Genomic DNA, 19115 nt, shown 5'->3' with positions numbered 1-19115 from the left:
AAGGGGCTATCCAGCAAGAAAATAGTCGATGGGGTCGATTTGCTCGGCATTGCGCAGCATGGGCGCATGCCCCACATTGGGAATGGTCACCAGTTGCGAATTGGGATTGCGCTGCAACATGTCCTGTACCACTTCCGGTTTCAAAAGATCGGACTGTTGGCCGCGTACGATCAGAACCTTGTCAGGCAAACTCTCATAAGCGCCCCACAATAAAGCCTGTGCCGCGTCCAAATCCACGTCCGCCTGGTGAGCAAAGGCAAGCGACAGGCGCAAGTCGTAATGGCGGCGCCATTTGCCTTCATGCTCCACAAACACATGGCGGGACATTTCCGCCCACTCTTGGGCCGAATGCTCGCCAAAGGAAGCCGAAACAGAGCGTACATACTCCACCGCCTGCTCGAACGTATCAAACAGCACGGACTGACCGACGTACTCACTGATGCGTTGCAAGCCTGTCATATCCAGCACCGGGCCTACATCGTTCAGAACGACTCGACCCAAGGGCAATGTCAGTGGCTCGGTACCCAGACCGGGGCCGGGGCGAGCCGGACGCAACAAGGCCGACATCGTTTGCGCTCCGTGTAAGCCCAGGGCAATCAAACCGCCCATGGACGTGCCCACCCAATCCAGTCGCGCCGGTTGCAAACGGGCAATCAGCACCAACATGTCGGCGACGTATTGGGGGATAGCGTAAGCGGTCGGATCAATCAGCCAATCCGAGCGACCACGCCCGACAATATCGGGGGCTACTACGCGGTAGCGTTTGGACAGACGCTGGGCCAATTGATCAAAATCCCGGCCCGTGCGCGTCAAACCATGCACGCACATCAAGACGTGGTCGTTACTTGGATCGCCCCACTCCCAGTACGCCATACGGTGCGTACCCGAGGCACTGGCACACATAAGCCAATTAAGGCGCGGCTCCTGAAGATCAGTTGTCATGAACGCTCAGACCAGAATTTGACGGATAAAGAACCATTGTAGCCCAGCCCGAAGGCTTTACTGTGCCGTTTCTATCCTGCTGTCAGGGTGGCACAGGAGATTGCCAGTAGCGAGCATAGCGATCACGCTCTCCAAAATAATAGAGCGCCGAGGGGCGCGACTCCACCGTCAGGGCACCCCATTGATCAGTACGCAAGAATAAAGCGCCGGACCGTTCCCAACGCGCTTGTACCAACGGATACGGATGGTTAAAGCGGTTCCACCAACCCAATTGAGCAATCGCCAACCCGGCCTGCATCTGTTTGACGAAATGCGCCCCCGAGGACGTGCGGGACCCATGATGCCCGACCACCACGACATCAATAGGTCCCAAACCCGCCGCCACAATGGCCTGTTCCTGTGCCACGCCCGCATCGCCCAACAGCAAGGCACTGTGTCTGTGGCCCTGGACCTCCAGCACACAGCTAATGGCGTTTTTGTCTTCCTCGCGCCCATAGGCAGCCTTGAAACTGGCCTCGTCAGCAGGCGGCCACCAGAACCGGAAACGTACACCGTCTACCTCCCAGCTCACATCCTGCTCGCAACGCAAGGCCTGCTGCGGGCGCATAGAGGAGCCAGCAGGCACACTCAGTAAACGCTCCTCCCGACTCAAATGAGCGTCCAGGTCAAAGCTGCTATAGGAGCGACCAACCGGCACCGCCGCTAATACGCTGCGCGCTCCACCCACATGGTCCATATCCGCATGAGACAGTACCAGCGTGTCTACCCGCCCTATTCCCTTGGCCTTCAACCAAGGCGCAATGCTGCGCTTGCCCTCATCAGAATCGGGGCCATAGCGGTTTCCAACATCAAATAACAACACCTGACTTCGAGTACGCAGCACCACGGCACTGCCTTGGCCGACATCCAAGGCGAACAGGTCCCAATCCCCTTCCTGCAACAAGGAGGGGCGTAAGGTCAGTGCGGGCAACAACAAAGACAAGCCGCTCAAACGGGACACGAAACCTTTAGGCAAGAGCATCAACAAGACCCCCAGCAAAGCCAGAACCGTCCACGCCCAATGCTGGGCAGGCACGGGCACGCTGGCAAGACTGTGCTCGGCCAACCAGACCGTAGGCTGCATGGTGAAGTCCAACACCGCATGAGCAAAATAGGCGACAGATTCGCACCAGGTCGGCGGGGCCTGCAGTGCCGCCAGAAGCAGCAAGAGCAGCACCAAAGGCGTCACAATCGAACCAATCAAGGTGATGGCGTAGGCGTTCGCAGGCAAGGAGGCTAACGAAATCTCATGAAACAAGGGCGCCAGTGCTGGCAATAAAGCTAAAGTGATCAGCACTTGCAGTTGCGTCGCAACCCAGATTCGCCGCCCCCAGCGCTGCCACCACGATCCCGGCTGCGGCACTTGCCCCATCAAATAGCCAAAAGCAAACAGCACGGAAACAGCGGCGAAAGAAAGATAAAAACCCGTGGTCAACCCCGACCACGGATCGTGCAAAACCACACACAGGGCGGCAATCAGCAAGGTACGGCTGGCTCCCAAATGCAATCCCCGAATACGGCAGACGCCCAGCACCAGCAACATCAAAAACGTACGCTGCGCGGGGACGCCCCAGCCCGCTATCACGCAATACGCGCCCGCTGCAGCAATACCTATGTAAGTGGCGGCAACCGGAGCGGGTATCTGTTGGGCCAATACCCAGCGCCCCCAACGAAGCCGTCGCCAGCACCAGGACACGACCGCAGCCAGCAACACGGCCAGGAACGTTACGTGCGTGCCGCTGATGGACACCAAATGCGTCAGCCCAGTGCGATTGAAGATCAGCCAATCCGACGGGGCAATACTGGCCTGATCACCCAAAGACAAGGCCAGCATCACCCCGCCCCAGCGCCGTTCTTGCACATAGGGCCCCAACGTGCCGCGCAAATGGTGACGCAGGCGCTGCGTCCAGGTGGACCAGGACTGCGCCGGATCAAAGGCCAAGCGTTCGGGCTGACCTCGCACACTGCCCACCGCCCGCCAGCCCTGAATCATGGCATGACGTTCCGCATCAAATCCATGGGGATTGCGCGCCCCTTGAGGCGGGCGTACTAATAAAGACATACGCCAGCGTTGACCGGGCATCAACTCCGGAAAGTGCTGCACAGACGGTTCGCGGTATAAGGACCGATGACCTTGAGCCGCAGTCCAGCGAACCAGAATCTGCTCGGGCAGACCGGGGGGCTGAGAGCGCAAGACCTTGGCCTGAAACTGTCGGTAGTTCGATCCGGCCTGTATCAAGGACTGAATTTCCAGCTCTACCCGGCTGACTTTATTGATATCCGCTGCCGGGACAAATTGAGCAAGTCGATCTTGTATATGCCAAACGCTATAGCCTGCCCCCACACAGGCGAAGACCAACACGTAGAAAAAAGAAAAACGCTGGGCCAGCAAAAGGCTCAAAACAGCGCCACCCATCCACAGCCAAACAGGAAAAGCAAGATAAGAAGGCTTCAGGAAATGGGTGGATGTTGCTGCAAGCACAAAAGCGGCTAAACACGCACGCCCTATCATGGGCACTGCCCTGTCATCGCGAACTCCATGCAAATCTATAGCGTAGAGTTCAAGGCTGCTTCAGACCGCTGGGAAAAGGACTCTTTGCTCACATCGGCTTATACCCATAGACAAGAAGACCCTCTTAGCTAAAAGATGGACTATGTGCAAAGACACAGGCAAAAGTAGCAAGAAGAGGAGCAGGAAGTTTCACCGCAACCTTAGTGGGCAGAGTTAATGGCAGCGGCCTGCCCTAAATAGAGGCAGCGATAGAGCCGGGGGGAATGATGAGGCTGAGGAAAAGGTAAGAAACGAGAAAGCTAGATGGCTTGAGATGAAGCGATTGGACAAGCAAGCACAAAGTCAGCCTCAAACACCTCAGACTGCAGAAAAACAGTCCCGACAAGCTAAAAAAACTGAATTCAGCTTAAAGCCCTTGGCTAGCTAAAAACGCATCCAGTCGTGGCAAGACTCGTCGTGCTGTCGCCCCGGTCTGGGCAATAACGTCGGCCACGTCCATCCCTCTCAGTAGCGCCAGACTTGCCGCGATACCCTTCACTTCAGCCGGCTCATTACGAACCGAAGCCAGCGGCGTTCCCGGCTCCACCAGCCAGGACGGCGCCAGATCCGGCGCATCGGTCTCCAGCACCATATCAGCCAGGCTCATGTCCTGCGCCAGACGGCGAATCTGCTTGGCCCGGCCAAAGGTCATGGCCCCGCCAAAACCCAAGGCACAGCCCTGACGTACAAACATCTGCGCCTGCTGCTCGCTCCCGTTAAACGCATGAGCGATTCCGCCTACTCCCGGAAACTGCCGCAGATATTTCAATACCCGATCCTGGGAACGGCGTACATGCAGAAGTACAGGCAGGCCATAGCGTTGCGCCATGGCCAATTGGGCTTCATACAACCATTCCTGATGACGGCTGGCCTGATCGGTTTTCAGCTCTGGCACAAAGTAATCCAGACCGATTTCACCCAGAGCAACAAAACGCGGATCATCCAGACGCCGCTGGATTTCCTGCTCCAGGGCTTCCAGATCCGCTGCCCCCGCTTTAGGTGTAAACAGGGGATGAATACCCAAGGCATACACACCACCGGGCGCCGCCATGGCTGTCTCGCGGGCGGCCTGAAAATCGAATACCCCTACGGAAGGCACCACAATCGAACAGACGCCCGCCGCACGGGCACGCTCAATGACCTGCTCTCGGTCTTGAGCAAACTCGGGAGCATCCAGATGGCAATGCGTATCGATAAGCATAGCGAGACCCTCCCCCAAAATCAGGCCGAGCCGACAAGGAACGGGACGCGGCGCGACGGGCCACGGCCTTGCTAGCGATCAAGACCGACGATCGGCCTTGATTTCCTGAGTCAGGTAACCCTTGTCCATGACCAATTGACGATGGGCCAAAGAAGCCAAGGCCTGGTCATGGGTCACGATGACAAACGCCGTGCCGAACTCTTCATTAACCCGGCTTAACAGCTCAAACATGCCCTCAGCGGTGTAACGATCCAGATTACCGGTAGGCTCATCGGCCAGCACGCAGGCAGGTCGTGTCACCAAAGCACGCGCCAAGGCAACCCGCTGGCGTTCGCCCCCAGACAATTGGCCCGGATAGTGATGCACACGCTGCGACAAACCCACTTGCTCCAAAAATTGCTGGGCCTGTTCGCGTGCGTCTGCACGCTTCATGCGGCGCACGATCAAAGGCATGGCCACATTATCGAGCGCATCAAACTCAGGCAACAGGTGGTGGAACTGGTACACAAAGCCCAACACTTTGTTGCGCAAGTGACTGCGCTCGCTTTCATTCAAGCTTTCCGTCTGGGTGCCGTTGACCTCGATGCTGCCTGTATTGGGTTTGTCCAGCAGACCCAACGCATGCAGCAAGGTACTTTTACCCGAGCCGGAAGCACCAATAATGGCCACCATCTCGCCACGGCACACTTCCAGATTTACCCCGGAAAGCACGTGGATGGTGTTGCCGCCTTCCTCGTACTGGACGCTGACATCACGGGCGCGCAAGACGGTTGGAACGATAAGATCAGTCATGGCGCAGTACCTGTGCAGGTTGAAGCTTGGACGCACGCCAGCTTGGGTACAGCGTGGCCAGAAAGGACAGAACCAAAGAAACGATGGCAATCAGCACAATGTCGTAGACCTGCGGATTGGACGGCAGCTCGCTGATGAAGTAGATCTGCTGAGGCAGGAATTTACGGCCCATCAGGTTTTCAATAAAGGGCACGATGACGTCAATATTGTAGGCAATCAAGGTGCCCAAACCGACGCCCAGCAAGGTGCCCACCACGCCAATCAAGGCCCCTTGCACCAGGAAAATACGGGCAATCTCACTGGGGGTAGCACCAATCGTGCGCAAAATCGCAATATCCGACTGTTTGTCTTTTACCGCCATTACCAGCGAGGACAGCAGGTTGAACGCGGCCACGGCCACAATCAGCGCCAGGATCAGAAACATCATGCGTTTTTCAGTTTGAACGGCGGCAAACCAGGTGCGATTATTGGCTGTCCAGTCGGACACCAGCACGTTACGCGGCATTTTGCTGGCCAACTCCTGAGCCACCATCGGCGCCTGCTGCATGTCTTTGATACGCAGACGCACGCCGCTATTGCCGCTGTCGCGGAAAATCTTGGAAGCGTCTTCCACGTTTACAAAAGCCAGGCTGGCATCGTATTCGTAATAGCCGGAAGAAAACACGCCGCTTACCGTGAACTGGCGCATGCGGGGCGAAAAACCGGCCGGTGAGATCGATCCTTGCGGAGCCATCAGCATGACCGTATCGCCCGTGTTGACACGCAACTGATTGGCCAACTGCTCTCCCAACACAATGCCGAACGTGCCTGGCTGCAGACTTTCAAGTCTGCCCGCCACCATTTGCTGGGCCAGCTCGGACACCTTGCTTTCCTGGTCAGGCTCAATGCCACGGACCTGCACACCCATCAATTGATTGCTTCGCACCAGCATGCCCTGCCCGGCCACATAAGGGGCCGAGCCCACCACCGCCGGATTGGTCTGGGCGTTTTGGGCCAGCGTTTTCCATTCATTCAACACTTGTTGATGGTCTGCATTGCGCACAATCAATTCAATATGCGGCAAGACCGACAGCATGCGATCGCGCACCTGAGTCTGAAAACCGTTCATGACAGACAGCACCACAATCAGCGCGGCAACACCTAAGGCAATCCCCGCCATTGAGCTGCCCGCAATAAAGGAGACGAAACGGTCTTTTCGTCCCCCACGCCGTTTGCGACCCTTAGCCAGGCCGGCATACCGCGCCCCAATCCAAAATTCGTATCCCATGCGAGCTGCTATCGCCTCAAAGAAAACACTACAATCGCTATCATGCAGATCGTAATCAACGGTGCGCTGCCGGAACCGGCCATCGCGCGCGAACTCATCAAACACTTGCCCCAGACGGCCCCTTCACTGGTTCAGTTACTGACTCAGGGCAAGGGGACGCTGTCGGTACGTGATCCGTCCGAGGACCTGTGCACGCCAGCACAATCCTGGCTTTTGCACGCCCATCACTTTACGGCGCACCAAGCCCAGCATCTTAGCGCAGGTCTGGCCCCTTTGCGGCTACGCCAGTTGAAACAAATCCACTCAGTGGCACCGGACCAAGCGGTCTGGCTGGCAGAGCTGGTTCACATCGCCCCTTCTCGCGAGGGCGCCATGCTGATACCGGCGCCACAGCTGACCTTGTCCGAGTCCTATAGTCGGGCCCTGCTGGCGGCTATTGGCCCCTATCTTGAGGACACCGGCTTTCAGTTCGAGTACGTTAGCCCCGAGTTATGGCGCGTCACTCCACCGGCTGATTTTACGGTGCATGCGGCCTCTACAGAATTGGTCAGCCAAAGCAATTTGAATAATTGGTGGACACAGGATGTGCAAACCCGCCCCTGGCGCCGCCTGATCAATGAGTTCCAGATGCTGACCTTTGCGCTCCCGGACAATCAGGAACGCGAACAAGCGGGCCTGCCCAATGTGAACAGCTTGTGGCTGTTTGGCGGGGCCACCCCTCAACAGCTAGGCCCCGAGCCTGCCGGGCTGCGCATTATTGATGATTTGCAAGCCAGCCTGATACGACAAGACTGGGGGCTTTGGCTGCAACAACTGGCCGAGCTGGATCGTACCGTGCTCGCCCCCCTCACGGCAGGGCCCATGCCTGAGCTGGTGCTGACCGGACTGGACCGCTACGCTCACGTCGGTCCTGCCTCGCGCCGTCTCTGGCCTCTGTCCCTGTTCAAACAAACCTCTAACTGGAGTCAGTGGTGGTCACCCCTATCCTGAAAAACCGTCCCGCCCAAGAAGCCGCCAGCCAAGCCCTGAAGCAGGCCGGGATTCACGATTTAATGGCCCGCTTGCTGGCCTCTCGAGGTGTGACCGATGCCGCCCAGATCGATCCGGCCTGGCGCAACATGATTCCGCCCAATATGCTGACCCAGGCGCGTGAAGCCGCCGTCTTGCTGGCCGATGCCATTGCCCGTCGGGATCGCATGCTGATCATTGCCGACTACGACTGTGACGGCGCTACCGCCTGTGCCGTGGGCCTACGTGCGCTACGCAGCATGGGCGCTGTCGTGGACTTTCTGGTGCCAAACCGCTTTGAAACCGGCTATGGCTTATCACCCGCCGTGGTGGAACTGGCTGAGCAACACCCCTCGGGCAAGCCGGATCTGCTGATTACGGTGGATAACGGCATTGCCAGTATTGATGGCGTGCAAGCCGCCCATATGGCGGGTATGAAAGTTCTGGTCACAGACCATCACTTGCCTGGTGATGAATTGCCCGATGCTCTGGCGATTGTGAACCCCAATCAGCCCGGCTGTGAATTCCCCTCCAAGAACCTGGCCGGTGTGGGCGTTATTTTTTACCTGATGCTGGCTTTGCGTGCCGAGCTGCGCCAGCGCGGAGTGTATGAAGCCAACGCCGGCCCACGCCTGAACGAGCTGGCTGATCTGGTCGCCCTGGGTACTGTGGCCGACGTGGTCAGCCTGGATGCCAACAACCGCCTGATCGTCACTCAAGGGCTGGAGCGCATGCGCAAGGGCCAGATGCAAGCCGGACTGCGCGCCCTGTTCCAGGTTGCAGGCCGCGATCCGCGTCAGGCCAGTGCCTTTGATCTGGGTTTTGCCTTGGGCCCACGCATCAACGCCGCTGGTCGACTGGCCGATATGGCCTTGGGCATACGCTGCCTGATCACGGACGACGAGGATGAAGCCGCCAATCTGGCCCGCGAACTGGAAGAAATGAACCAGGATCGCCGCTCGATTGAGCAGTCCATGCGCGAAGAGGCGCTACGCGCGGCCGAGCTGGCTGAACCGGACACCAGTGCCACGGTGTGCGTGTTTCACCCGGAATGGCACCAAGGCATCGTCGGACTGGTCGCCTCACGTCTGAAAGAAAAGTATTGGCGCCCTACCCTGGCCTTTGCCCAAGGTGACGAAGGCGAGATCAAAGGTTCGGGCCGTTCTATTCCCGACGTGCACCTGCGCGATGCGCTGGACTTGGTCTCCAAACGCTATCCCGGTCTGATTCTGAAGTTTGGTGGTCACGCCATGGCAGCCGGCCTGACCATTGAAGAGGACAATTACGATGTATTCGTGCAGGCTTTTGAGGAAGCAGTGCAGGAACTGACAGGCCGCTTTCAATTTGACCCTATCATCGAAACCGACGGTTCGCTGGAACCTGAACACATCAATATTACGGTGGCGGGCATATTGCAAAAACAAGTCTGGGGTGCAGGTTTTCCAGCGCCAGTATTCCGTGACCGGTTCTTTGTGCGCCAGCAGCGCCTGCTGAAAAACAAGCATTTGAAACTGAGCCTGGAGCGTAACGGCGAATACTTCGATGCCATTTGGTTCAATCGCGATACCTTGCTGCCCGAGCATATCGAGGCGGCTTATCGTCTGGATCAGAACGAATGGAATGGAAACGTCAGCGTGCAATTCATTATTGAATTTGCTCAGGGACAAGACTAGGCCTTATCGCTTCCACCAATATTTCTCTTCCTGAACCGCTGCTTATGCAGCGGTTTTTTTACGATTTCACCCGGGCCGGCAAAGTCGCCAACACCAAGCCCGCCAAAGCCAGGATGAAAGCGTATACATGCACGGTGGTAAAGCTCTCGCCCAGCACCAGCACACCCACTGCCGCCGTGCCTAAAGGCATCAAAACCATAAATACGGCGGCTTGCGAAGCAGGCACGGAACGCACACCCGTCATCCACAGCCAAACCGTCCAGACACTGGCGGCCAGGGAATAAAACACCAGCAAAGGCCAGATCCAGCCTGCCGGTGCTGTGAAATCAAAATCCCAGGCGGCGTATAAGCCTAGCGGCGTAATCAGGGCCAGACTGCACAGATTGATAATGGCGCTGATACGCTTGGGGCTAAGCACGGCGGTCAAACGCTTGCCAATGACGGCATAGGCTGATTCGCACAAGACGGCACAAAAAATCAGTGCATTACCCAACCACATTTTCCCCGGATCCAGTTGATCCACACCGTGGTCATCAGCCTGCACCAAAGCGAGCAAGGCAATACCGCCCATACCCAGGGCCAGCGATGCCCACGTACGCGGGCCTATGCTTTCTTTCAGAAAATACCAACTAAACAAGGCCACCATGCCGGGGATAGCTGACAAGATCACGCCTGCCGACACCGCGCTGGTCATGCTGATACCCGTCACCATGCACAGGGTGAACAGAAAATTGCCCAGGAAAGACTCCAGAAAGATCAAGCCACGGGTGCGCAAATCCAACGTCGGTTCATTCGCGGGTTTACGTAGCCAGCGCAGCATCGCTAACCCACCAATCCCAAAGCGCAACCAAGCCAACAAGAACACCGGCAGTGCCGTCACCAAGGGCCGAGTCAAGGCGATATAACTACCTACCAAAGACATGGACAAGGCCAAACAGGCGTAAGCCGCCAGACGTGATCCCGCTCTATTCACCCACCTTCTCCCAATACACACATTTGCAAGCAAGCTAATCAAAATACCCTGGTGACCAGGGTCTACAATACGCTCGAGCCCGGCCTTCCAGGATAAAAAAACATGGCCTGCCATGTTGCCCGTTTCGCCCACCACCCCCTGTACAACTGACCTTACCCAGATCTGCCCGTACAGCCCCGTGCTGCCAGCGCTTTATCCCACCCTACCGGAAAGTCGTATCGCCAGTCCTTAAGCAGGTCTGCGATGGACGGTCTACACCTGGCCCGCCCCATGCTGCTCCCCATAACAGACTAATCCGCACCAAGCCGGCCTACCGGCCTGCCGTGCTCCTTGAAGGATATTTCATCATGCAGGCTATCGCCCGCCTGAGCCGTTTTGTTGGCAATACCTTTGCCATCTGGGTTCTACTGTTTGCCATTTTGGCCTTTTACTTTCCCGACCACTACCGCTGGTTAGGCGCTTATATTGTTCCACTTCTGGGCATCATCATGTTCGGTATGGGGCTGACTTTATCGCGCCAGGACTTCGCTGAGGTGTTCGTACGCCCGGGCCGAGTGGCTGTGGGTGTTCTGGGTCAATTCCTCATCATGCCCGTCTTGGCCTGGTCCCTGGCCTATGCGTTTTCCTTGCCGCCCGAATTAGCGATTGGCGTCATTCTGGTTGGCTGCTGCCCTGGCGGGACCTCATCCAACGTAATGACCTTCCTGGCACGTGGTGACCTGGCCCTGTCGGTTGCCATTACCTCGGTCTCCACTTTGCTGGCGCCTATCGTCACCCCCGCCCTGATTTACATGCTGGCCAGCCAATGGCTGGAGGTCAGCGCCTCGGCCATGTTCTGGTCCATTGTTCAGGTCGTGATTCTGCCCATTGCCCTGGGTGTTATTGTGCAGTCCCTGCTGGGCGAAAAAATCAAAGCGGGCGTGGCTGCCCTGCCCCTGGTCTCTGTCGTGGCAATTGTGGCTATCGTAGCTGCGGTTGTAGCCGGCAACCAGGCCAAGATTGCGACCAGCGGCCTGCTGGTATTTTCGGTCGTTGTCGTGCATAACACCCTAGGCTACATACTGGGCTATGTATTGGCCCGCCTGAACGGCATGCCGTTGCCACAACGCAAAACCCTGGCAATTGAAGTAGGCATGCAAAATTCCGGTCTAGGCGTAGCTCTAGCCAGTGCCCACTTCTCGCCTCTGGCCGCCGTGCCCAGCGCCATTTTCAGTGTCTGGCACAATATTTCCGGTCCTTTGGTCGCGACGATTTTCCGCCGCATGGGTAATGGCAAGTAACCCTCTGCTGGCACGTTCAAGAACTTGAACCCGAGCCTACAAAGTAAAAAAGGACGCTCTACCGGGCGTCCTTTTTTCGCTGGAGCCCCCCCAATACCAGGTGCTCTCAGGCCTTAGCTTTTACGTGACGATACATAAATTCCGCCCACAATCAGAAGGAACGCCGCGCCGTGGTAGAGCTTGGGGGTATCGCCCAGAATAAAAACGGACATCAAGGCCGCAAATACCGGCATCAGGTTCACGAAAAAACCGGCGGTTGCGGCACCGACTCGTTGGACAGCCACCCCCCAGCAGCGCAAGGCAATCAAGGCGGGACCGGTGCCCACATACAAAATAGCCAGCAGTAAGCCCCAAGACCAATCGATATGCCAGTCCGTGAATGTCCACTCCATGGCGGCAAATGCACCGGACCAGATCAAGCCAAAAAACACCTGCGCCATCACGACGGTGGCCCATGTCTGTGCGATGACACCCTCATGGCGACGCGTACTGAGCATCCAGCTATAGATCGCCCAGGCAATGGTGGCGATCACCATATAGACATCGCCCGGCACAAAACGGAAGGCCATCAGCTCTTGCCAATCCGCACGAGTCAATACCAGCACCACACCCAGCAAAGACATCAAACCACCGACCAGTTGCCGCCCATTGACTGTAGATTTGAAAAACAGGCGGCCGATCACCAGCATCCAGAACGGCAAGCTGGCATTGACCAGCGTCACGTTAATGGGGGAGGAACTTTGCAGTGCCAGATATTGCAAAGCGTTATAGATCCCTATGCCCAGCAAACCCAAAATGGAGTAGCGTTTCCAGTTGGCCCACAAATTGCTGCCGCGTCGCAGCACTTGCCGTCCCACAAAAAGCAAGATGGTGAACGCCACCAACCAACGAAAAAAATTCAGGGTAATAGGCGGCACCTGATCATGAATCAAGCGTCCGACGATGGCGTTACTGGCCCACAAAATCGTAGGTAAAACCAGTAAAGCCGTCGTGCCAGGGGTCAGTTTCTGAGTGCTCACAACATGTCCTAAAAAACGGCAACGGCGCGTGTGATCCCTGCTCAGGTCAACACGGCGCCGCTACGATGGGGCTAGTATATAGGCAAGCATGCCCTGCCCTCTACGCCTTTACCCGCCTGCTTGTGACCATGCAGGCTGGTCAATCTTTGACCAATCCATAAATATTATTTATAATCATACAATTGTCACGTCATGGCGCTGATTGAGTTTTATTGGCCCATCCCATCCACGCTCGTCTGGCTTTGACAACATCAGATGCAGCTACCCAGGGTAAATCGACCTTGAAACACCCCCACTTTTGGGAATAAAGCTTGACCCGATCAAGCGCCCCAAGTGCATTACTTGGCACCACAACCAGCACTCTTAACCGCAAGGGACTGTCCCGCGCGTCGTTATGCAGGTCTACGTTTCTGGCAAGTATTCGTGTTTTTGCCCGTTTTTCAGGTAGGCAGACCCTGTCTGCCCTGGCCGGTTCTTCCCACGAACGGCGGGCGTGTTTTCAATTTGATCAACCCGACCCTGTCTGGAACCCAACCGTTCTGACAGACACAGATTCACCTCAATTTTCATGGGCCTAGTGCAAGGCTGGACACCAGACACCGTTTGTACGGTTTGTCGGTCTGCCTGGTTGCCACGCCCGTCCCCGTCCCGCCCAGCAGGGCCTGACGGGAATCATTATTTTTAAAGGAGTCCCGATTTATGGCCAAAGAAGAGCTACTTGAAATGCAAGGTTCCGTCACCGAAATCCTGCCTGACTCACGCTTTCGTGTCACCCTGGACAACGGTCACGCCGTTATCGCCTACACGGGCGGCAAAATGCGCAAGCACCACATCCGTATTCTGGCTGGCGACAGCGTCACCCTGGAAATGTCGCCCTACGACCTGAGCAAAGGTCGCATCATTTTCCGCCACTTGCCCAAGCGTGTTGGCGCCCCGACCTCTGCCCCTCGCCGCCCCCCCCACCGTCGTTAAGACATAGCGCCACACCCCTGTCACAATCAGATGCAAAGATAGGTGCGCCTGACAGGGGTGCGACAAGAGCCATCAGCGCTTGGGTGCACCCCACTCTTTGTGGGAGTCGCCTTGAAAAAACTACTGACGCTCAAAACCGGCTTTATCGCCTACTTTGCAACCCTGAGCCTGTTTTTAGTCCTGATGCTGATTGCCCTGCAGCACCTGAGCAACAGCATCGAACAACGCAAGCACCTGGAAGCCCAGCGCCACGACACCACGGCGCTCAGCAAAGACTTCAAACGCATCAGCGAATTGCTCAGCCGTCAGGCCATCGCCTTTGTCTCCAGCGAGCAAATTGAATTTCAGGATAACTTCCGCCGTCTGCTGGCGGTGTTTACCGGTGCCCAAGCCGATCAGGAAGGGGTCACCTTAGCAATGCTGGACCGTTTCAGGGATCTGGAGCTGGAGCCGGCTGAGCAGGATTTGCTGCGCTCTGCCTATGAACAGACCCTGGCCCTTAGTCAGGTTCAGTCCGAGGCGATTCAAACGGCCAGTGGCCAGTTTGAAGATGACAACGGCACGATCCGCATTGCCTTGCCCAATGCCTTGATGGCCAAAGTGCTGGTGTTCAGCCAGCAATACATTCAAGCCTCCGCCCAAATCACACACACACTGGATGAATTCGAGCATCAATTCAGCGAACGCCTGGACCGTTCTCTGGATCTGGCTGGCCGCAGCAGCGATCGTGCTTTCAGCCTTGCACTGGCCGCTCTGGCTCTGTTTTTCATCGCCAGCTCAGCGGCCCTGCGCTTGCTCTATCGCTCCATCAAACAACCCCTGGATCAAGGCGCAAATCTGGCCAAGGAACTGGCCAAGGGTAAACTCAACGCCCAGCTCAACGTCCGTCGTCACGACGAGTTCGGCACCTTGTTAAGCGCCCTGAACGGAATTGGGCAGGGCGTGCAAACCGTCGTACATCAGATCCGTGAACAAACTGGCCTGATCCGCGATGGCTCAACAGCAATTGTGTCGGCAAGCCATAACCTGGGCGAACAAATTCTAGAGCAGTCCACTGAGCTGAACCAGACGGTCAAAACCATGAATCAACTGGCCGATACCGTCAGACAGAACGCCAAACAGGCCCGAACGGCCGACCAACTGGCTCAAGACACGTCCAGTCAGGTCGCACAGGGCAACCAGGCCGCCCAAAACTTGCTCGATACCATCAACGCCATTGCCGACAGCTCACACAAAATGAGCGAGATCACCAAGCTGATCCGCAGCATTGCCTTCCAGACCAATATTTTGGCCCTGAATGCTGCCGTGGAAGCCGCCCGAGCGGGTGTGCACGGTCATGGCTTTGCGGTGGTTGCCGCTGAAGTGCGTAATTTGGCTTTGCGCTCCACCGATGCCTTGCAACAAGTTTCCACCTTAATTTCCAGCTCGGTCGAACAAACCGAACAAAGCTCGGTGGCCGCGCGCGGCATGGCGCAGGTCATGGCCAGCACACAAGACAAAGTCAATGAAATGCGCAGTATTGTGGCCGATATTGCCCAGGCCTCTCAGGATCAGGCGACACATATCGAATACGTAAACCAGGTCATGACGCGTCTGGACCAGCAAGGTCAGTCCAACCGCCAACTGCTTGAACACAGTGCCCACACGGCCCAGGAGCAGTTGGAACAAACGACGTTTCTGGCCCAGGTGGTGGCCCATTTCAGCCTGGATAGCGATCTTGCTGAACCCTCTGCCCCCACTGTGCCCACCCTCTCACACCGACCTTCCTATCAATCTGCGTCCACCTATCGCACCGCTGCTTGCACAATGTCCAGTTCCTGAGCGGCCAATACGTGCCATAGACCTCCGATAAGGGTAAAATCGGAAGTTTGCCGCGCGCCGCCCTGCTGGCTGGCGCGGATGGCACCTCAAATATAGGAAAGCCGCTGAATCATGGAATCGGAACGACTTAATCAACTGGAAGCCCGCCTTGCCGATTATTCGGAGCGGGAAAATGCCTTACGGAGGTATCTTTGACTACGATGACAAAGCGCATCGTTTGCACGTAGTCAATGCCGAACTCGAGGACCCCAACGTCTGGAACGACCCTCAACACGCCCAGGATCTGGGCCGCGAAAAGAAAAGTCTGGAAAACGTGGTGCATGTGCTGGACGCCTTGCACACGGGCTTGAAAGATTCCCAGGATCTGTTTGAGCTTGCCGCGATGGACGATGACGATGCCACCATCGCCGCCATCGAGGAAGATTGTGCCGCCATGGCCAGCCGCATCGAAGAGCTGGAATTTCGCCGCATGTTCTCCAACCCTGCCGATCCGCTCAATTGCTTTATGGATATTCAGGCCGGTGCGGGTGGTACCGAAGCCCAGGACTGGGCCTCCATGCTGCTGCGCATGTATGTGCGCTATGCCGAACACAAAGGCTTTAAGGCTGAAATCCTGGAACAGTCTGACGGTGACGTTGCCGGTATCAAATCGGCCACCATCAAGATTGAAGGCGATTACGCCTACGGCTTTTTGCGCACTGAAACCGGCGTGCATCGTCTGGTTCGCAAAAGCCCTTTCGACTCGTCCAACGGCCGTCACACCTCGTTCACCAGCGTATTCGTCTACCCGGAAATCGATGATTCCTTTGAAGTGGAAATCAATCCGGCCGACTTACGTATCGACACCTACCGTGCCAGTGGTGCGGGTGGTCAGCACATTAACAAAACCGACTCGGCCGTTCGTATTACGCACGAACCCAGCGGCATTGTGGTGCAGTGTCAGAACGACCGCTCGCAGCACCGTAACCGTGCTGAAGCCATGCAAATGCTGAAATCGCGTCTGTACGAGCTGGAAATGCGCAACCGCATGGCCGAGCAGCAAAAGCTGGAAGACTCCAAGAGCGATGTGGGTTGGGGCCACCAGATCCGTTCCTACGTGCTGGACCAAAGCCGCATCAAGGACTTGCGTACCAACTACGAAAGCTCCAATACCCAGAAGATTCTGGATGGCGACCTGGATGCCTTTATTCAAGCCAGCTTGAAACAAGGGGTTTAATATGCACACTTCCACGCTGACTGTTCTAAGCGGTGCCTCTCGCGGCCTGGGCTTGTCCCTGGCGCGTCAGGCGCTGGCTGCTGGCCATCAGTTGATCACTCTGGCCCGCAGCGAACTGCTACTGGATGCGCCCCAAGGGGCTCATCAGCATCTGCAAGTGGATCTGGCCAGCGCGGAAGGCGCACAAGAGGCTGCCAAGGCCCTGCAAGCCTTGATCAGCCAGACACAGGCTCAACGCTACGTCCTCATTAATAATGCAGGCACGGTTGATCCCGTTGGGCAGGCCAGCCACCTGCTCGATGCCCAGGCCATTACACAGGCGCTGCAATTGAATGTCGCCAGTGTCATGAGCCTGACCGCCGCCTTTTTGCAAGGCGCCCCCAAGGATGCCCAGCGCCAGGTGCTCAATATCTCCTCGGGTGCTGGCCGCAAGCCCGTTTCGGGCTGGGCCGTGTATGGCTCCAGCAAGGCAGCACTGGATTTCTATACGCAAACCCTGAAACTGGAAAATCCCGAGCTGGCCGTTTGCTCTCTGGCTCCGGGCGTGGTCGATACGGATATGCAAGGCCATATCCGTAGCCAGTCCCGCGATCAGTTCCCGAACCTGAGCCGCTTTATCGACCTGCATCAGCAAGGCCAGCTAAGCAGCCCGGACGATACCGCAGAGCGAATTTTGCGCCACCTGAACAGCCCGGAGTTTGGCCAGCACGTCCTGGACGACATCCGCCACTACGAATAAGTACTGACACAATGACTGAATCGCTAGACACTTCCGCACCCGTCGTAGACGAAAACCGCCTGATTGCCGAGCGTCGTTCCAAGCTGGACCGCCTGCGCGAAAATGGCATCGCCTACCCCAACGATTTTCGCCCTGATGCCCACGCTGCCGAGCTGCACAAGCAATACGGCGAGCAGGACAAAGAGGCGCTGGCTGCAAGCCATAAAGTCGTGAAAGTGGCTGGCCGCATGATGCTCAAGCGTGTCATGGGCAAAGCCAGCTTTGCCACGCTGCAAGATGCCTCCGGCCGTATCCAGATCTATCTGGACAAAGCCGCACTGGGTGAAGAGAACTATGCGCAATTCAAGGGCTGGGATATCGGTGACATCCTGGCCGTGGAAGGCACCGTCTTCAAAACCAATAAGGGCGAACTATCCGTGCACGCCTCCAGCGTGCGCCTGCTGGCCAAGTCCCTACGTCCCCTGCCCGACAAATTCCACGGTCTGGCCGACCAGGAATTGAAGTACCGTCAGCGCTACGTCGACCTGATCATGGGTGAAGACACCCGTCAAACCTTCCTGGCCCGCAGCAAGGTCATGAGCAGCCTGCGTCAGCACATGGCCCAGGCCGATTTCCTGGAAGTGGAAACCCCGATGCTGCACCCCATTCCGGGTGGCGCATCGGCCAAACCCTTTGTGACCCACCACAATGCGCTGGACATGGAAATGTACCTGCGTATTGCTCCCGAGCTGTACCTGAAGCGTTTGATCGTGGGCGGTTTCGAGCGCGTGTTCGAGATCAACCGCAACTTCCGTAACGAAGGCGTCAGCCCTCGTCACAACCCCGAATTCACCATGATGGAGTTCTACGCGGCCTACACGGATTACCAGTGGCTGATGGACTTCACCGAAAACCTGATACGCGAAGCCGCGATCAGCGCCCGTGGTACCGCTACCCTGCAATATCAGGAACGCGAGCTGGATCTGAGCCTGCCTTTTGATCGCCTGACCATTACCGGCGCCATCATGAAGTACGCGCCTTCCTACCAGATCGAACAACTGGAAGACATCCAGTTCCTGCGTACTGAGCTGGCTCGCCTGAAAGTGGACGTGAACTCGCCCCCGCTGCGTGATGCCGGCCTGGGTGCCTTGCAACTGGCTCTATTTGAAGAAACAGCCGAATCCAAGCTGTGGCACCCCACTTTCATCGTGGACTACCCCGTAGAAGTGTCGCCGCTGGCACGTGCCTCGGACACCCAGGAAGGCATTACCGAGCGCTTTGAGCTGTTCATCACGGGTCGCGAGATTGCCAATGGCTTCTCGGAGTTGAACGACCCTGAAGACCAGGCCGCTCGCTTCCAGGCTCAGGTTCAGGCCAAGGATGCTGGCGACGAAGAAGCCATGTTCTACGACGCGGACTACATCCGTGCCCTGGAATACGGCATGCCTCCTACAGGCGGCTGCGGTATCGGTATCGACCGACTGGTCATGTTGCTGACCGATAGCCCTGCTATCCGTGACGTGATCCTGTTCCCGCACCTGCGTCGCGAAGACTAATCACAGTCTCAAGACAGAAAAACGCGCGGCCTTGACCGCGCGTTTTTCTTTATGCGTCTTCGCCCCCCATACGCACATACGCACATA

General features: G+C 57.0%; 15 protein-coding genes. 8 read left to right on the top strand and 7 right to left on the bottom strand.

Annotated features, from left to right (window positions below; translation table 11 throughout):
• Window positions 1–6: 6 nt before the first annotated feature.
• The 5 genes from AB7E06_RS10735 to AB7E06_RS10715 all read right to left on the bottom strand — a co-directional run bounded on the left by AB7E06_RS10735 (window position 7) and on the right by AB7E06_RS10715 (window position 6792).
• Window positions 7–903 (bottom strand): alpha/beta fold hydrolase, encoded by an 897-nt coding sequence (locus AB7E06_RS10735; RefSeq protein ID WP_094196443.1) that lies wholly within the window; start codon window positions 901–903, stop codon window positions 7–9.
• 121 nt (window positions 904–1024) lie between these two features.
• On the bottom strand, window positions 1025–3493 hold the full coding sequence (locus AB7E06_RS10730; RefSeq protein ID WP_427956902.1) for a DNA internalization-related competence protein ComEC/Rec2: 2469 nt from the start codon (window positions 3491–3493) through the stop codon (window positions 1025–1027).
• Between the two features lie 406 nt (window positions 3494–3899).
• Complete coding sequence (locus AB7E06_RS10725) at window positions 3900–4733, bottom strand: TatD family hydrolase (RefSeq protein ID WP_427956899.1); 834 nt, start codon at window positions 4731–4733, stop codon at window positions 3900–3902.
• A gap of 78 nt (window positions 4734–4811) precedes the next feature.
• On the bottom strand, window positions 4812–5525 hold the full coding sequence (locus AB7E06_RS10720) for an ABC transporter ATP-binding protein (protein ID WP_427956896.1): 714 nt from the start codon (window positions 5523–5525) through the stop codon (window positions 4812–4814).
• A complete protein-coding gene (locus AB7E06_RS10715) occupies window positions 5518–6792 on the bottom strand; it encodes a lipoprotein-releasing ABC transporter permease subunit (RefSeq protein WP_427956893.1) in 1275 nt (424 codons plus the stop codon). The genes AB7E06_RS10720 and AB7E06_RS10715 overlap by 8 nt, the downstream gene beginning before the upstream one ends.
• A 42-nt stretch (window positions 6793–6834) precedes the next feature.
• Here AB7E06_RS10715 and AB7E06_RS10710 point away from each other — a divergent pair, with 42 nt between their 5' ends.
• Together AB7E06_RS10710 and recJ are read left to right on the top strand one after the other, a co-directional pair.
• A complete protein-coding gene (locus AB7E06_RS10710) occupies window positions 6835–7782 on the top strand; it encodes a hypothetical protein (protein WP_427956890.1) in 948 nt (315 codons plus the stop codon).
• Window positions 7764–9473 carry a single-stranded-DNA-specific exonuclease RecJ gene (recJ, locus tag AB7E06_RS10705; protein ID WP_094196437.1) on the top strand — a complete coding sequence of 570 codons (1710 nt, stop codon included), beginning with the start codon at window positions 7764–7766 and terminating at the stop codon, window positions 9471–9473. The genes AB7E06_RS10710 and recJ overlap by 19 nt, the downstream gene beginning before the upstream one ends.
• 58 nt (window positions 9474–9531) lie before the next feature.
• Here the strand turns inward: recJ and AB7E06_RS10700 are convergent, their stop codons facing one another.
• Window positions 9532–10446: a DMT family transporter gene (locus AB7E06_RS10700; protein ID WP_094196436.1), complete on the bottom strand. Its 915-nt coding sequence runs from the start codon at window positions 10444–10446 to the stop codon at window positions 9532–9534.
• Between the two features lie 347 nt (window positions 10447–10793).
• Between AB7E06_RS10700 and AB7E06_RS10695 the strand changes: the two genes are divergently transcribed.
• Complete coding sequence (locus tag AB7E06_RS10695; RefSeq protein WP_427956886.1) at window positions 10794–11726, top strand: bile acid:sodium symporter family protein; 933 nt, start codon at window positions 10794–10796, stop codon at window positions 11724–11726.
• Between the two features lie 113 nt (window positions 11727–11839).
• Here AB7E06_RS10695 and AB7E06_RS10690 read toward each other — a convergent pair whose 3' ends face one another.
• Window positions 11840–12745, bottom strand: coding sequence for a DMT family transporter (locus AB7E06_RS10690; protein WP_108727333.1), 906 nt, complete (start codon window positions 12743–12745; stop codon window positions 11840–11842).
• Between the two features lie 699 nt (window positions 12746–13444).
• On the opposite strand from AB7E06_RS10690, the gene infA reads away from it, so the two are divergent.
• The 5 genes from infA to lysS all read left to right on the top strand — a co-directional run bounded on the left by infA (window position 13445) and on the right by lysS (window position 19028).
• The gene (infA, locus tag AB7E06_RS10685) at window positions 13445–13717 is read left to right on the top strand and encodes a translation initiation factor IF-1 (protein WP_094196433.1); all 273 of its coding nucleotides are present in this window, start codon (window positions 13445–13447) and stop codon (window positions 13715–13717) included.
• A 111-nt stretch (window positions 13718–13828) separates the two neighbouring features.
• Entirely contained in the window at window positions 13829–15538 is a 1710-nt protein-coding gene (locus tag AB7E06_RS10680) for a methyl-accepting chemotaxis protein (protein WP_108728696.1), read from the top strand.
• A 111-nt stretch (window positions 15539–15649) separates the two neighbouring features.
• A protein-coding gene (gene prfB, locus AB7E06_RS10675) for a peptide chain release factor 2 (protein WP_108727332.1) occupies window positions 15650–16754 on the top strand; the annotation gives its coding sequence in 2 pieces (ribosomal slippage) (window positions 15650–15730 and window positions 15732–16754; 1104 coding nt in all).
• A 1-nt stretch (window position 16755) separates the two neighbouring features.
• Complete coding sequence (locus AB7E06_RS10670; RefSeq protein WP_321278328.1) at window positions 16756–17493, top strand: SDR family NAD(P)-dependent oxidoreductase; 738 nt, start codon at window positions 16756–16758, stop codon at window positions 17491–17493.
• Window positions 17494–17504: 11 nt separating this feature from the next.
• Complete coding sequence (lysS, locus tag AB7E06_RS10665) at window positions 17505–19028, top strand: lysine--tRNA ligase (RefSeq protein WP_094196431.1); 1524 nt, start codon at window positions 17505–17507, stop codon at window positions 19026–19028.
• Window positions 19029–19115 lie beyond the last annotated feature (87 nt).

Origin of the sequence: Alcaligenes sp., assembly GCF_050255915.1 — a bacterium.
Taxonomy (GTDB): Bacteria; Pseudomonadota; Gammaproteobacteria; order Burkholderiales; family Burkholderiaceae_B; genus Alcaligenes; species Alcaligenes aquatilis.
The sequence above is the reverse complement of the archived record's forward strand: the minus strand, read 5'-3'. Positions and strand labels throughout refer to the sequence as shown.

Excerpts from the sequence above, each read along its gene's own strand:
- AB7E06_RS10735 (WP_094196443.1), bottom strand. The coding sequence starts at position 903 with ATGTGTGCCAGTGCCTCGGGTACGCACCGTATGGCGTACTGGGAGTGG.
- lysS (WP_094196431.1), top strand. The coding sequence starts at position 17,505 with ATGACTGAATCGCTAGACACTTCCGCACCCGTCGTAGACGAAAACCGC.
- infA (WP_094196433.1), top strand. The coding sequence starts at position 13,445 with ATGGCCAAAGAAGAGCTACTTGAAATGCAAGGTTCCGTCACCGAAATC.
- AB7E06_RS10730 (WP_427956902.1), bottom strand. The coding sequence starts at position 3,493 with ATGATAGGGCGTGCGTGTTTAGCCGCTTTTGTGCTTGCAGCAACATCC.
- AB7E06_RS10720 (WP_427956896.1), bottom strand. The coding sequence starts at position 5,525 with ATGACTGATCTTATCGTTCCAACCGTCTTGCGCGCCCGTGATGTCAGC.
- AB7E06_RS10695 (WP_427956886.1), top strand. The coding sequence starts at position 10,794 with ATGCAGGCTATCGCCCGCCTGAGCCGTTTTGTTGGCAATACCTTTGCC.
- AB7E06_RS10670 (WP_321278328.1), top strand. The coding sequence starts at position 16,756 with ATGCACACTTCCACGCTGACTGTTCTAAGCGGTGCCTCTCGCGGCCTG.
- AB7E06_RS10710 (WP_427956890.1), top strand. The coding sequence starts at position 6,835 with ATGCAGATCGTAATCAACGGTGCGCTGCCGGAACCGGCCATCGCGCGC.
- AB7E06_RS10725 (WP_427956899.1), bottom strand. The coding sequence starts at position 4,733 with ATGCTTATCGATACGCATTGCCATCTGGATGCTCCCGAGTTTGCTCAA.
- AB7E06_RS10715 (WP_427956893.1), bottom strand. The coding sequence starts at position 6,792 with ATGGGATACGAATTTTGGATTGGGGCGCGGTATGCCGGCCTGGCTAAG.